This is a genomic window from Amycolatopsis sp. NPDC047767 (assembly GCF_040704195.1).
In the GTDB taxonomy this organism is placed as follows: Bacteria; Actinomycetota; Actinomycetes; order Mycobacteriales; family Pseudonocardiaceae; genus Amycolatopsis.
The window spans coordinates 232,313-246,173 of record NZ_JBEYSJ010000012.1; the positions used below are offsets into that span (position 1 = coordinate 232,313).

At 71.8% G+C, this 13,861-nt stretch carries 15 protein-coding genes; 5 read left to right on the top strand and 10 right to left on the bottom strand.

The window, feature by feature from the left end:
- Both AB0878_RS23015 and AB0878_RS23020 read left to right on the top strand, forming a co-directional pair.
- Entirely contained in the window at positions 1–528 is a 528-nt protein-coding gene (locus AB0878_RS23015; protein WP_366582287.1) for a type II 3-dehydroquinate dehydratase, read from the top strand.
- An 85-nt stretch (positions 529–613) separates the two neighbouring features.
- A complete protein-coding gene (locus tag AB0878_RS23020; protein WP_366582288.1) occupies positions 614–1,402 on the top strand; it encodes an IclR family transcriptional regulator in 789 nt (262 codons plus the stop codon).
- 7 nt (positions 1,403–1,409) lie between these two features.
- Here AB0878_RS23020 and AB0878_RS23025 read toward each other — a convergent pair whose 3' ends face one another.
- Positions 1,410–1,844, bottom strand: coding sequence for a VOC family protein (locus tag AB0878_RS23025; protein WP_366582289.1), 435 nt, complete (start codon positions 1,842–1,844; stop codon positions 1,410–1,412).
- A 217-nt stretch (positions 1,845–2,061) separates the two neighbouring features.
- Here AB0878_RS23025 and AB0878_RS23030 point away from each other — a divergent pair, with 217 nt between their 5' ends.
- Entirely contained in the window at positions 2,062–2,697 is a 636-nt protein-coding gene (locus AB0878_RS23030) for a DUF1062 domain-containing protein (RefSeq protein WP_366582290.1), read from the top strand.
- On the opposite strand, the gene AB0878_RS23035 is transcribed toward AB0878_RS23030, so the two are convergent.
- The 8 genes from AB0878_RS23035 to AB0878_RS23070 form a co-directional block, all read right to left on the bottom strand.
- Positions 2,649–3,779 (bottom strand): hypothetical protein, encoded by a 1,131-nt coding sequence (locus AB0878_RS23035; protein ID WP_366582291.1) that lies wholly within the window; start codon positions 3,777–3,779, stop codon positions 2,649–2,651. The genes AB0878_RS23030 and AB0878_RS23035 overlap by 49 nt on opposite strands.
- Positions 3,780–3,789: 10 nt before the next feature.
- Positions 3,790–4,182, bottom strand: a complete 393-nt coding sequence (locus tag AB0878_RS23040; RefSeq protein WP_366582292.1) for a hypothetical protein — start codon at positions 4,180–4,182, stop codon at positions 3,790–3,792.
- A gap of 1 nt (position 4,183) precedes the next feature.
- Positions 4,184–5,167: a phosphotransferase family protein gene (locus tag AB0878_RS23045; RefSeq protein ID WP_366582293.1), complete on the bottom strand. Its 984-nt coding sequence runs from the start codon at positions 5,165–5,167 to the stop codon at positions 4,184–4,186.
- Entirely contained in the window at positions 5,164–6,366 is a 1,203-nt protein-coding gene (locus tag AB0878_RS23050) for an acetyl-CoA hydrolase/transferase C-terminal domain-containing protein (protein ID WP_366582294.1), read from the bottom strand. The genes AB0878_RS23045 and AB0878_RS23050 overlap by 4 nt, the downstream gene beginning before the upstream one ends.
- Complete coding sequence (locus AB0878_RS23055) at positions 6,363–7,238, bottom strand: cyclase family protein (protein ID WP_366582295.1); 876 nt, start codon at positions 7,236–7,238, stop codon at positions 6,363–6,365. The genes AB0878_RS23050 and AB0878_RS23055 overlap by 4 nt, the downstream gene beginning before the upstream one ends.
- Entirely contained in the window at positions 7,235–8,830 is a 1,596-nt protein-coding gene (locus AB0878_RS23060; RefSeq protein WP_366582296.1) for a class I adenylate-forming enzyme family protein, read from the bottom strand. Before AB0878_RS23060 ends, AB0878_RS23055 begins: the two co-directional genes overlap by 4 nt.
- 198 nt (positions 8,831–9,028) lie before the next feature.
- Positions 9,029–10,207 (bottom strand): CaiB/BaiF CoA-transferase family protein, encoded by a 1,179-nt coding sequence (locus AB0878_RS23065; RefSeq protein WP_366582297.1) that lies wholly within the window; start codon positions 10,205–10,207, stop codon positions 9,029–9,031.
- Positions 10,204–11,382 carry an acyl-CoA dehydrogenase family protein gene (locus tag AB0878_RS23070; protein WP_366582298.1) on the bottom strand — a complete coding sequence of 393 codons (1,179 nt, stop codon included), beginning with the start codon at positions 11,380–11,382 and terminating at the stop codon, positions 10,204–10,206. Before AB0878_RS23070 ends, AB0878_RS23065 begins: the two co-directional genes overlap by 4 nt.
- 138 nt (positions 11,383–11,520) lie before the next feature.
- Between AB0878_RS23070 and AB0878_RS23075 the strand changes: the two genes are divergently transcribed.
- Positions 11,521–12,285 (top strand): methyltransferase domain-containing protein, encoded by a 765-nt coding sequence (locus AB0878_RS23075; RefSeq protein WP_366582299.1) that lies wholly within the window; start codon positions 11,521–11,523, stop codon positions 12,283–12,285.
- A gap of 15 nt (positions 12,286–12,300) precedes the next feature.
- Here the strand turns inward: AB0878_RS23075 and AB0878_RS23080 are convergent, their stop codons facing one another.
- The gene (locus AB0878_RS23080; RefSeq protein WP_366582300.1) at positions 12,301–12,630 is read right to left on the bottom strand and encodes a hypothetical protein; all 330 of its coding nucleotides are present in this window, start codon (positions 12,628–12,630) and stop codon (positions 12,301–12,303) included.
- Between the two features lie 270 nt (positions 12,631–12,900).
- Between AB0878_RS23080 and AB0878_RS23085 the strand changes: the two genes are divergently transcribed.
- The gene (locus AB0878_RS23085) at positions 12,901–13,833 is read left to right on the top strand and encodes a TIGR03619 family F420-dependent LLM class oxidoreductase (protein ID WP_366582301.1); all 933 of its coding nucleotides are present in this window, start codon (positions 12,901–12,903) and stop codon (positions 13,831–13,833) included.
- The last annotated feature ends 28 nt before the right edge of the window (positions 13,834–13,861 follow it).

The following is a 13,861-nucleotide window of genomic DNA, read 5'->3' on the forward strand; positions in this document are numbered from 1 at the left end:
ATGCCCCTCTCGCGCTTTCGCGGACCCGACGCGACGCCGTGGCGTATCGGCGTGATCGACGGCCCGAACATGCCCAACCTCGGCCACCGCTCCGAGACGATCTACGGCCCGATCAAGTCCCTGGCCGACCTGCAGCAGCTCGTGGCCGAGATGGCCGGCGAGCTCGGCGTGTCCGTCGTCCCGTTCGCCTCCAACCACGAAGGCGAGATCCTCGACTTCATCCACCGCACCGCGCGGGAGGTCGACGGCTATGTGATCAACCCCGCGGGGCTCACCACCTACGGCGAAGCCACGCGCCACGCCCTCGACGACACGACCAAACCCGTCGTCGAATGCCACTTCGCCAACACCGCGCGGCACTTCGCCGAGGTGACGCCACCGCAGCTCGTGCAGCAGTCGCGGTTCACCTACACGGCGACCGGCCTGGTCATGGGCCTGCGCCAGTACAGCTACCTCGGTGCGCTGCTCGCCCTGACGCTGGCGCTCGACGACGCGGATTTCCTCGCCGGCGGGACCCGCCGGCACTGATCGTCCCCGGCCGTCTCGCCGCCGGGGACGGCCGCGGATCGGCTAGGCTTTTTGGCGGATGACCAGCGACGAAAGGCAGGGGTGCGTGGCAGCCGACGGAGGGGCGGAGCGGTTCTCGCGGGTGTTCGACACGCTCGAGCTGCTCGTCGGGCACCCGGAGGGCATGACGCTCACCGAGATCGTGAAACGGCTCGGCATGCCGGCGAGCAGCGCCCACAACCTGCTGCAGCGCATGGCCGCCACCGACGTCATCGTGGTCTCCGACGACCTGCGCTACTCACTCGGCTCCCGCGCGGTGCGCCTGGGCATCCGGATCGTCGACGGCCTGGAGGTGCGCGACGTCGCCCGCCGCCCCCTGCAGGAGCTGACGCGCGCGACCGGCGAGGACGTGTACCTCGCGGTGCGCCTGGGCACGCGCGTGTCCTACATCGACCGGTTCCCCGGCACGCGCCCGATCGCGGTCGACATCCGGCTGGGCCAGTCGCTGTTCCTGCACGCCACGGCCGTCGGCAAGCTGTTCGCCGCGTTCCACCCGCCGCTGCACCGGCGGCTGATGGGCGAACCACGCCCGCAGCTGACCGAGCACACGCTCACCGAAGAGGCCGACCTCGAGCGCGAACTGGAGACGATCCGGCGCGCCGGCTACTCCGTGAGCCGCGAGGAAGCGATCCCCGGCGTCGTCGGGTACGGGTTCCCGATCCGCGACGCGTACGGCGAGATCACCGCCGCGATCCACATCTCCGTGCCGCTGGCCCAGATCGACGAAGCGCACGAGAAGCTGTTGCTGGACAAGGCTTTCGAGACCGCCGCCGCGATCGAGGCCGACCTGGGCCGCGGCGGCGCGGACCTGTCGCGCCGCGGCCGCCGGGCCTAGCACCGCCTCAGTCGAGGCAGAACTCGTTGCCCTCGACGTCCTGCATCACCAGGCACGACTCGTTCTCCTCGTCGGCGACCAGCAGCTGTACGCGCGTGGCGCCGAGCGGGAGCAACCGCGCACATTCGGCCTCGAGTGCGGCGACGCGCTCCGCCCCCACCAGCCCCGTGCCGACCCGTACGTCGAGGTGCACCCGGTTCTTGACGACCTTGCCTTCGGGCACCCGCTGGAAGTACATCCGCGGGCCTGCGCCGGTGGGGTCACTGCAGACGAACCCCGCATCGCGCTTCTCCGGCGGCAGCGACCGGGTGAACTCGTCCCAGGTGGCGAACCCGTCCGGCGGCGGCGGGACGACGTAACCGAGCACCTCGCACCAGAACCGCGCGACGCGCTCCGGCGACGCGCAGTCGAAGGTGATCTGGACCTGCCTGACTGACCCCATCGGCCCACCCTAGCGGGACGCCCGACGCTCCCGCACGCGAAAACCGGTGGAGCCGCGCCGCCGTGCGCAGTTACCGTGCTGCCGAACCACGTTGCCCACGAAAGGGCGTGCCGTTGTCCACGCTGTGAGACCTCCCGAGAGCTGATTCGTCGCGCGTCGCCCCTGTGCGCCGCGCTGACTCGTGCTGCGGACTTCTCACAGAAACCGGTACCCCTGCGTGCTCACGCATTGGGTGGTCGAACCCACCCGTTTTCCCGTCGTTCTCCGTCGCTGCACGGCCTGCGGTCACGACCGTTTCCGGCCCAGTGGCAAATTCCGCGTCAACGCGCACCACAAGCTCCTCGAAGCCTGGCTCCTCGTGCTCTGCACCTCGTGCGGGGACACGGTGAAGCTCTCGGTCCTGGAGCGGATCAATGTGCGGGCCATTCGTCCCGATGTGCTGGAACGCTTGCACACCAACGATCCCGGCCTGGTCGCCGAGCTGCTCCAGGACCCGCTCGTGCTGCACCGCAACCGGGTCGCGCTCGACTGGGCCGGCGCCTGGCGGCTCGACACCGGCGGCTCGGATCATCTCGACCAGGAGGTGATCGACGTTTCAGTGCGCTTCGCCGCGCGCATTCCGGTCCGGCCCGTGCGCTTGATCGCCGAAGGGTGCGCGCTTTCCCGCGCCGAAGTCGAAAGACTGCTCACCGAAGGGAACCTCGTTTCCGCCACTCGGCTGAGCGGCAAGCTCTCCGGCGACTTCACCTTCACGCTGTGTTGTCTGCCCCGGCTCCGCCGGGGCGTGCGAGATCGCGCCGGTGTTCAGTCCAAAAAAGCCCAGCCCGGGCGGCCCGACTTGCAGGTTTCGTAGGCCACCGGGTCGATGGTCTGGTAGATGCCGATCACCGTCTCGCCGTCGCAGGTGACGCGGCACAGGTGTTCGTCCAGACCACGCAATCCGATGCGAGTCCGCGGGTCGGTCAGGTCGTAGGTCTCGCCTTCGGTGAAGGCCGGGCCGTCGTAGGAGCCTTGGTGGATGCCGCTTTCCGGGGTGCCGCCGTACATGCCGCAGCGCAGGAACGCCGTCTGCAGGCCGAGGTGCTCGTAGTGCAGCTGCTTGACCTCGCCGGTGCCGAGCTGGTAGTCGACGATGCCCTCGGCGAAGATGTCGGTGTCGGGGTCGAAGCGCAGCCGCCGCGTCGGCTTGGCCACGCGCGTGGCGCCCGGGCGGCTGTCGCCGAACGGGTAGTACACGCGGTCGCCCCACAGCGTCCAGTCGGAGAACGGCACGAACGCGTTGCCGGACACGCCGACGTGGAGCCGTCCGCCGAGCGACATCGCCGGCCCGCCCACGCCGCGGCCCGTGCCCCAGTGCCGGTCGCGGGTGCCCGCGGAGCCGGGGCCGAGCTCGACGCGGGTGCCGTCGACCTCGACCCAGCCCTCGACCGTGCCGAAGCCCTCGAACCCGGCGGTGACGTCGTTGCGCCGGCCCGGTGGCGTGCCGTGGGCCGAGTCGGACAGCGGCTCGCGGAACACCTGGCGGGTGGTGTCCCGGAAGGTCAGGTCGTAGCTGATGCCGTGCTCGTTGGGTTCGAGCACGTACCGCCATTCCCGCAGGCCGCGGATGATCTCCGGGGCGATCGGGCCGATGCGCAGGTCGGCGCGGTCCACGCCGAGCGCGCGGAAGCTGCGCACGGAGGTGTGCCGGCCGCGGAAGTTGACGATCGCGTAGGCCTCGGCGCGGTCGAGGTTCGGGTAGAAACTGCCGCCGGTCGCGACCATCACCTCGCCGGTGGGGTCGTGGCAGATCATCCAGTACCGCTCGTAGGCGCGCGGGTCGCCGGTCGCCATCACGCGGATCGGGTCCGGCGTCTGGTGGATGAGGTAATCGTCCAACGGGGACAGGGGGAACTGCTCGGCGAAGTGCTCGTCGCCGACGGTCAGGTCACTCATCGCCACCTCCTCAGCTCGGGTCGGCTTCGATCCGACGGACCAGGTACTCGGTGATCTCCCGCCGGGCGGCGGTGCCGTCCGGGGTGTCGGGCAGGTTCGTGATGACACCGGACAGCAACGCCCGCAGCTCGGCGTTGCGCCGCGCGGCTTCGGCGACGTCGTAGCCGCCGGGTTCGGCCGCCGCGGGAAGCTCGACGTCGTGGCGGGTGAGCAACTGCGCCAGCGTCGCGTTGTCGTTGAGGTAGAAGGGAAGCAGCTCGGACCACGACCGGCCGATCTGCTTGAGCAGCCGCCGCACGTTGGCCAGGTTCTCGTGGGAGTCGCGGCTCAGCTCGGGGTCGGTGGCGACGTCGTCCAGCAGGCGCTGCGCACCGTGCAGCTGGTCCTCGATGGTCGGGCGCACGTCAGCTCCTTTCGGCGATCGCGGTCAGCAGGGTCCGCAGCACGCGTTTCGTCGGGCGGTACGGTTCGTCGCTGCGCTCGTCCAGGAACGCCCGCAGCCCGCTGACCTGCATGACCACGGTTTTGAACGTCGAGAAGACCACCCACCACTGCAGCGCCGTCTCGTCGACGTCGAGGCCGGTGGTCTCGCGGTAGTGGCGGACCAGGTCCTCGCGCTCCCACGCGCCCTCGATGAGGTGCTCGCGGTGGCGCAGGGGCTGCACGACCCAGCCGAGATCTTCCAGCGGGTCGCCGAGGTGCGCGAGCTCCCAGTCGAGCAGCGCGGAAACGCGGTCGCCCTGCAGCAGGATGTTGCCGGGCTTGAAGTCCGCGTGCACGAGCACGGTGCGCGGCGACGCGGGCGCGTGCTCGCGCAGCCACGCGAGGGCGAGGTCCACTTCGGGCAGTGCTTCGAGCTGGTCTTGGCGCAGCACGGTTTCCCAGCGCTCCAGCTCGGCGAGCGCCGCCCGCTCCCCCGGATCTTCGAGCACGGCGCCGAGTCCGGTGGAGCGCCAGTCGACGGAGTGGACGTCCGCCAGCAGCTCGCAGAACCGCCGCGCCAGGTCGGTGCGGTCGGCCAGCGGGCGGTCGCCGTTGACCACCCGGTAGTCGCAGTCGCCGGGTTCGCGGCGCATGATCAGCGACGGTTTGCCGAGCCACCGGCCGTCCGAGTCCAGCCAGCGGGCCCGCGGCGCGGGGAGCCCGCTCGGTTCCAGAGCGCGCAGGACGGCGAACTCCGTGCCGCGGTCGGTGTCGACCAGCCCGCCTTCGGGGTCGCGGCGCAGGATCAGCGGCTCGCGCTCGCCCGTGGCGGGATCGACGAGGTCGAACACCCAGTTCTCCCGCGAGCGGCCGACGCCGACGCGGTTCAGGTCGACGATCTTCGGGACCGAGCCGAGCTGCGCCGAGAGGAACTCGTGCAGCTGCTCGTCGAGCGTGCTGGTCATGGCGTCTCCCGCAGTGAGGAACGGTGGCCGGGGGCCGCGATGGCGATGAGGGCTTCGGCGCGCTCGGCGAGGCTTTTGCCGCGCAGGTCGGCGATCCCGTGCTCGGTGACGACGACGTCCACATGGGACCGCGGGGTGGTGACGGCGCCGGCGTGCAGGCCGCGCACGATCCGGGACCGGGTGCCGTCGCCCGTCGTGGCGGGCAGCATCACGACCGAACAGCCGTCCCGCGACTGCTGGGCCGCGCGCAGGTAGTCGGGCTGGCCGCCGATCCCGCCGACGTAGCCGGAGCCGAGCTCCTCCGCGTTGACCTGGCCGGTGAGATCCACCTGCAGCGCGGAGTTCATCGCCACGAACTGGTCAGCGACCGCGCCCGGCCGCGACAGCTCCGAGACGGGACGCACCAGCACCCCGGCCTCGACCACCCAGTCGTAGAGCTCCGGGGAACCGGCGGCCTCGCAGATCGTCACGGCGCCGGGCTCGTCGCTCAGCGCGCCGGATCGGGCGAGGTCGAGCAGCCAGGTCCCGGCGAGCGTCGAGTGCACCCGAAGGTCGCGCCGGGACTCCAGCGCCCGGCCGACCGCCGACGGCAGCGTGCCGACGCCGAGCTGGATCGTCGCCCCGTCGGGCACCAGGCCGGCGACGTGCCGCGCGATCGTCTCGTGGACCGGCCCGGTCGTGCCGGCCGTGATCGTCGGCATCGGCCGCGAACTGGGCACGGTCGCGGTCAGCTGCGCCGAGTGCACGCGCGGCGCGGTCGTGTGCGGCAGGCGGTCGTTGACCTCGGCGACCACGGCGCGGGCGCGGCCGAGCAGGTCGTAGGTGTAGTCGACGGACAGGCCCAGGCTGTGGTGACCGGTCTCGTCGGCGCCCGACACCTGCAGCGCCACCACGATCTGCTCGGGGTTGCGGCTCGCGAGCGCGCGCGGGACGTCGCGGAAGTGGCACGGGATCACGGAAACGGTGCCGTTCGCGGCGAGCCGGCCGAGCGGGCCCAGCGCGCCGAACGACACCAGCGGCCGCGCGCGGGCGGCCGGGCCGGTGAGCGCGGTGCTGTGGCTGAGCCCGACGAACACCTCCACGTCGGGCGGCGCCGCGTGCACCAGCTGTTCGAGCAACGGCGTCGGCTCGCCGGTGCCCTGCGCGACCACGACGAGGTCACCGGGTTTAAGGACGCTCGTGAGCCAGTCCGCGGTCACAGGACGACCACCGGCGTGACCGGGGTGGCCGTCGAGCCGACGAGCGGGATCGGGGCGAAGACGAACAGGAACGTCGACCGCGACTCGGCCGCCAGCGCGGCGCCGAGCTCGGCCAGCTCGAGGTTTTCCAGCAACGGCACGCCGTGCCGGTGCAGGAGCAGCAGGTGCGCGGGGAACCCGCTCGCCGCCGACTGCTGCTCCACGGCGTAGTTGTCGGCGCCGACGAGCGCGACGTCGCGGTCGGCGAGGTAGCGCGCGGCTTCCTCGGTGATGCCGGGCTCGTCCGCGAAGTAGTCCCCGCCGCGGCCCTGGGTTTCGAGCCAGCCGGTGCGGATCAGCACGGCGTCGCCGGGTTCGGGCGTGACCCCGGTTTCCGCGATGCCCCGGCGCAGCTCGTCGACCCCGACGGGGGCGCTCGGCTCCAGCGGGCCGCCGGTCGCGGCCACCAGATCCACCAGCACCCCGCGCGTCACGACCGGGGGCAGCTTTTCGGCGCCGCAGCGCTGCGCACCGCGCGTGGTCCGCGTCGAAGCCTGTGAGTGTCCATTGTAGATCTCCTCGCCCGTCCAGGCGTGGGACAGCGAGTCGACGTGGGTGCCGCTGTGCGTCGGGAACTGCACGGTGTCCTCGGCGAACCGGAACCCGCCCGGCGTGCGCGCGCCCAGGGCGTAGTCGCCGGCGTCGCGGTTCATGAACCGCATCGGACCCGGCCGGTGGCGCGGCGACGCGGTGGCCGGCCCCAGCGGCTGGGCGAGGCTCAGCGTCCGGCCCGACCGCACGAGCCCGGCCGCGCGGAGGGTGACGTCGGGGGTGACGAGGTTCAGCGCGCCGGCCTCGTCGTCGGTGCCCCAGCGGCCCCAGTTGCCCGTCATGGCGTGCCTGCTTTCAGCTTGTCCTGCACGAGTTTCTCCGCGTCGGCGCGCAACGTCCGGCGGACGAGCTTGCCGGTGCCGGTCTTCGGCAGCTCGTCGACGATCGCGACCGCCCACGGCACCTTGTACCCGGCGATGCGTTCCTTGCAGTGGGCGATCACGTCCTGCGCGGTGAGCATTCCGGCCCGCGCCACGACGAACGCCACCACGACCTCGTCGCGGCTCGGGTGCGGCGCGCCGAGCACCACGGCCTCGGCGACGTCCGGGTGGCCGGACAGGAAGCTCTCGACCTCGGCCGGCGAGACGTTGATGCCGGAGGTCTTGATCATGTCGGTGATCCGGCCGACGAACGAGACGGTGCCGTCGGCGTTGAGGACCCCGCGGTCGCCGGTGCGGAACCAGCCGTCGCCGGTGAACGCGTCCGCGTTGGCCTCGTCGTCGCCGAGGTAGCCCGGCGTCAGGCGGCCGCGCACCTGCAGCTCCCCCGACTCGCCGGCCGGCAGCAGCGTGCCGGTTTCCTGGTCGGCCACCCGGATCTCGACGCCGGTCAGCGGCTCGCCCTGTGTGTTCAGGCGCGTGGCGAGCGGCATGCGGTGGTCGGTGACGCAGCAGTTGCCGTAGGTCTCGGTCGAGCCGTAGACGTTGCACATCCCGGTGATGCCCAGCTGCGTGATCGCGCGCCCGACCTCCTCGGGCCGGCCGATGGTCAGCCCGGTGCGCAACGACTCCACCGCCCGCACGCGCTCGGCCGGCCCGTTGGCGAGCGCGTCGACCATGGCGGGCAACAGGTAGGCGGCCGTCACGCGCTCCGCCGCCATCAGCTCGGCCGCGGCTTCGGGTTCGAACTGCTCCTGCAGCACGAAACAGGCCTGGTGCGTCATCGTGGCCATGAGCGCGTTGGCGCAGCCGAAGCTCCAGAACAACGGGGAGCCGAACCACACGCGGTCGTCGGCGGACAGGCCCATGCGCTCGCCGATGTGGAAGCCGTTCAGGATCAGGTCGCGGTGGCACAGCGGGACGGCCTTGGGGTTCTTCGTCGAGCCCGACGTGTAGAGGACGAACGCGGGTTCTGCGGGATCGGGCTTCGCCGGGATGGCCGGCAGCTTCGGCAGCTCCCGCCACGCCAGCGCCCCTTCGGGCGCGTCCTCCCCGAGCACGACGACGTGCTTCAGCTCCGGGAAGACGTCTTGCGGCCGCCCCAGGTCCGGCACCAGCTTCCGCAGCTCGCCGACGAGGTCGTTGCCCCGCACCCGGTCCACCATGACCAGCACCGACGCCTTCGAGCTGGTCAGCAGGTACTCGATGTCGTAGGCCTTGACCCAGGTGTTGAACGCGTCGACCCGCGCCCCGGCCGCCATCGCCCCGAACGCCACCGGCACCCACGCGGCGTCGTTCGGCGCCAGCAGCGCGACGACGTCCCCTTCCCCGACCCCGATCCCCTGCAACGCCCTGCGTGCGTCGTCCATCCGCTCGGCCAGCTGCGCGTACGTCAGCCGCACCCCGCCGACCACGAGGGCCTCGCGCCCCGGCACTGCCGCGGCACACGCTCGCAGCAGGTCGGGCAGGGTCTCGGCAGCAGGCGTCGTGGTCATCGCGACATCATCGTCACTTTCGTAATCTCGAATCGAAATTCGTATATCCGTAAGCTACCGGCCGCGCGGCGAGGGAGTCAAGGTGATCGGCGGCCGTCACAGGGCCGCGCCGCGGGCACGACAACGCCGGCCCCGGAACCACCGCTGCCGGCAACGGGTTCCGCGAGGCCGCGGCAAAGTCCGGCGACCGCCGGGAGCTCACCCCCGGGGTGGCCCTGCGATTCCGCGGGCGATGACGTCGTCGGCGTCCACACCGGACTCGGCGAGCAGGGCGCGAGTGTGCTGGCCCAGCGCGGGGACGTCGCCCATGCGGGCTTCGACGTCGGCGAAGGTCGCGGGCGGCAGGAGGGCGTCGATCTCGGCGAACTCGGTGCCGACCTTGCGCCAGCGGTCGCGGGCGCGCAGCTGGGGGTGGTCGACGACCTGGCCGACTTCCTTGAGCTGCGCGGCGGGAACGCCGGCCGCGGCGAGGCGCTCGTCGAGCTCGGCGTTGGTCCAGAGGACAGTGCGGGTGGCGACCGCGGCGTCGCACTCGGCGCGGTGGGCCACGCGGGCGACGTTGGTGGCGAAGCGCGGGTCGTCGGCGAGTTCGGGGGCGTCGAGCACCGCGGTGACCAGGGTGCGCCAGCCGGTGTCGTTCTGCACGCCGATGAGCATCTGGCCGTCGCGCGTCGGGAAGGCGTCGTACGGGGCGATCGAGGCGTGGCTCAGGCCCATGCGGGCGGGCTGGGTGCCGGCGTACATCTGCGTGTAGAGCGCGTAGCCCATCCACTCGACGGTGGCCTCCAGCATCGAGACCTCGATGGTGGCGCCCTCGCCGGTGCGCCAGCGGCGCAGCAGCGCGGCCAGCACCGCCTGCGAGCAGTACATGCCCGACGCGATGTCGGAGGTCGGGATGCCGGTCTTCACCGGCGTCTCGGGAGTGCCGGTGATGGCGATCAACCCGGCCTCGGCCTGGATGAGCATGTCGTAGGCCTTGCGCTGCTCCATCGGCCCGCCGGCGCCGAAGCCGGACACGTTCACCACGACCAGCTCCGGGTGCTCGGCGCGCAGATCACCGAACCCGAGGCGGTCGGCGGCACCGGGGGCGAGGTTCTGCACGAACACGTCCGCGTTCGCGACGAGCCGGCGCGCGATGTCGCGGCCCTCCGGCACTTTCAGGTCGAGCGCGATCGACTCCTTGCCCCGGTTGAGCCACACGAAATGCGCCCCGGTGCCGTGGACGACGTGGTCGTAGCCGCGCGCGAAGTCGCCGCCGTCGATGCGCTCGATCTTGATCACGCGGGCACCGAGATCGGCGAGGTTGCGGGTGGCCAGCGGGGCGGCGACGGCCTGCTCGACGGCGACGACGGTGACCCCTTCGAGCGGGCGCGTCACGACTGCTTCTTCTTCTCGGCCCGCACGAGCCCACCGCCGACGATGAGCCGCTGGATCTCGCTCGTGCCCTCGTACAACCGCATCAGCCGCACGTCGCGGTAGATGCGCTCGACCGGGACCTCGCGCAGGTAGCCGCTGCCGCCGTGGATCTGCACCGCCAGGTCGGCGGTCTTGCCGGCCATCTCGGTGCAGAACAGCTTCGCCGCCGACGGCGCGATCCGGCGGTCCTCCCCCGTCACGTACAGCCGCGCGGCCTCCCGGGCCAGCGCCCGCCCGGCGAGCACGCCCGTCTGCTGGTCGGCGATCATCGCCTGCACCAGCTGGAAATCCCCGATCACCGTGCCGCCCTGGGTCGCGGTGGCGGCGTAGGAGACCGACTCGTCGAGCGCCCGCTGCGCGGCGCCGACGGCCAGCCCGGCCATGTGGACGCGGCCGCGGGCCAGCGACGTCATCGCGGCCTTGTACCCGACCTCGCCGTCCCCGCCGACCAGCGCCTCCGGGCCGATGCGGACCCCCGCGAAGGTGACCTCCGCGGTGCGCGAGCCCTCCTGCCCCATCTTGGCGTCCTTCGGGCCCACCGAGATCCCCGGCGCGTCGGCCGGCACCAGGAACACCGCGATGCCGGTGCCCGACTCAGACGCCGGCCGCGTGCGGGCGAACACCACGAACAGCCCCGCCTCGGTGGCGTTGGTGATGAACTGCTTGCCCCCGTCGATGACCCAGCCGTCGCCGTCCGGCTTCGCGGTGGTGCGCAGGCCCGCCGGGTTCGACCCCGCGCCGGGCTCGGTGAGCGCGAACGAGGCGACGATCTCGCCCGAGGCGATGCCCGGCAGCCAGCGCGCCCGCTGCTCCTCGGTGCCGAACCCGACCAGGACCTGGCCCGCGATGCCGTTGTTGGTGCCGAACATCGAGCGCAAGGACAACGACGTGTACCCCAGCGCCATCGCGACCTCGACGTCCTGCACCAGATCGAGGCCGAGCCCGCCCCACTCCTGCGGGATCGCGTACCCGAACAACCCCATCTCGGCCGCCTGCGCCCGAAGGTCGGCCGGTATGGCGTCCGTGGTCATGATCTCGACCTCGCGGGGCATCACGCGAGTGCGGACGAAGTCGTTGATCTGGTCGAGAACGGCGGCGAACACGTCATCAGGGACGTCGGGGTTGCCTGAGTACATGGCTATCACTATCGAGCCATGGTCGACATCAGTCCAGGGCTCCGCGCGTGCCCGGATGCCGGGAACATCGTCCCGATCACTGAGAAGCTGAGCTACGCTCACGATGTGTCGTCCTACACGCATGGCCATCAGGAATCCGTGCTCCGCTCACACCGCTGGCGGACCGCCGAGAACTCGTGCGCGTACCTCCTGCCCCGCCTCGCGCCCGGGCAGGCGCTGCTCGACATCGGCAGCGGGCCCGGGACGATCACCGCCGACCTCGCCGCACTGGTGGCCCCAGGCCGGGTCACCGGCGTCGAGATCACCGAGGCCGCCCGCCGGCTCGGCGAAGCGGAGGTGGCCCGGCGCGGCCTGGACAACGTCGAGTTCGTGGTGGGCGACGTGCACGCGCTCGACTTCCCCGACGACAGCTTCGACGTCGTCCACGCCCACCAGGTGCTGCAGCACGTCGCGGACCCGGTGCTGGCCCTGCGGGAAATGCGCCGCGTCTGCCGCCCGGGCGGCCTCGTCGCCGCGCGGGACGCCGACTACGCGGCATTCACCTGGCACCCCGCGGACGCGGCGCTCGACCGCTGGCTCGAGGTCTACCGCCAAGCCTTCCGCGCCAACGGCAGCGAACCCGACGCGGGCCGCCGGCTGCTCACCTGGGCCCACGCCGCGGGCTTCACCGACGTCGCGCCGTCGTCGGCCACGTGGTGCTTCGCGACCCCCGACGACCGCGCCTACTGGGGCGGCATGTGGGCCGACCGCGTACTGAACTCCGACACCACCACCCAGATCCTGCGCGACGGCCTGGCGCAGCCGGCCGAGCTCGAAGAGATCTCCACCGCGTGGCGCCGCTGGGTCGACGATCCCGACGGCTGGTTTTCCGTGCTGCACGGTGAAATCGTGGCCGTCGCGTAAAGCCCCCGCGGAAAATCAGATTTCGTCGACCTGATACGCGACCACACTCGCGGGCGCGAGCAGCGCGCCGGTGCATTCCGCGGTCGCCGGACCGAATCCGTACGGAACGAAATCGCCCGCCGCGAACCAGAACGCGTTGCCGCTCGCGCAGTGGGCGATCACGCGGTAACCGTGGCCTTCCCCGGGCAGGCACGAGACGCTGATGCCCTGTCCAAGAAAGATGCTGTAGCGCTCCCCGAAACAGCCCGCCGGCGCGAACTGGTCACCACTCGCCGCGGCGGGGACAGCGGACAGACCGAGCAAAGAAGCCGACACCGCGGCAAGAACGAAAAGCTTTCGACGCACAATTCCTCCCGGACCCGAGAAGCTCGACCTTTTCAGCGTAGAAGCGCGGGAGAATCACCGGCAATTCATCGGGCGAGTGAGCGAATGCCAGCGGAAAGTCACAGCGCTGCTCCATTGGAGCCGGCCCGGCCCGCCCGCCGGACACGTCCGCGCGACGGCCCGGCACACCACGCAGAACTCCTGTGTCCGAGCCGACATTGACCTTCACATCGATGTCAACGTTCAGACTCGGTCCGGTCAGGACAATCACGACTCGCTCGGAGAACTCCCATGAAGCTCGGACTCCGCCTGCCCCAACGGCTCGGCGTGGACCTGCGGCACGACGTCGTCGAGGCGGCCCGCACGGCGGAAGCGGCCGGCTACGCCAGCCTGTGGACCTACGAGCGGCTGCTCTTCCCCGAGCAGCCCCTCGAACCGTACGCGCCGCCGAACGTGCCGTGGCCGGCCGCGTCGCGGCAGGCCGCCGACCCCCTGGCCCTGCTCGCCGCCGCCGCGGTGGTGACCAACACCGTGCGCCTCGGCACGTCCGTCCTGGTCGCGCCGCTGCACCTGCCCATCCAGCTGGCGAAGGAGCTGGCCACGATCGACCAGCTCAGCGGCGGCCGCGTGATCGCCGGCCTGAGCACCGGCTGGTCCACCGACGAGCTCCAGGCCGCCGGCACCACCCGCGCCGGCCGCGGCCGCATCCTCGACGAGACCCTCGACGTCTTCGACGCCGCGTGGGGCCCGGATCCGGTCACCTTCCGCGGCAGCCGCACGGTCATCGAGAACGCGGCCGTCCTGCCCAAGCCCGTGTCGAAGATCCCGGTGATGCTCGGCGGCGGTGGCGACTCCCGTGCCCAGCGGCGCATCGCCGAGCGAGCGGACGGCTGGCTGCCGCTGCTCACCACGCCCGGCCCCGCCGGCGCCGCCGAGCTGCGCACCGGCTGGGACCGCATCCGGGAACTGGCCACCGGCTACGGCCGCGACGCGAGCCGCATGGAGATGGTGGTGGTCGGCAACGTCACCTTCACCGACCGCCCGGCCGGCCCCGGCCGCACCGCGTTCGTCGGCACCCTCGACGAGATCCTGGAAGACGTCCACACCGCCGCCGAGGCGGGCGCCGACGAGCTCATCGTCGACCTGAACCTGCAGGACTGGTTCACCAGCACGCGCCAGATGCTCGAGACCGCCGTGGAGATCCGCGAGCGGGCCGACGTCTGAGCACCGCCGGCCCGCAACCGGTTCCGGG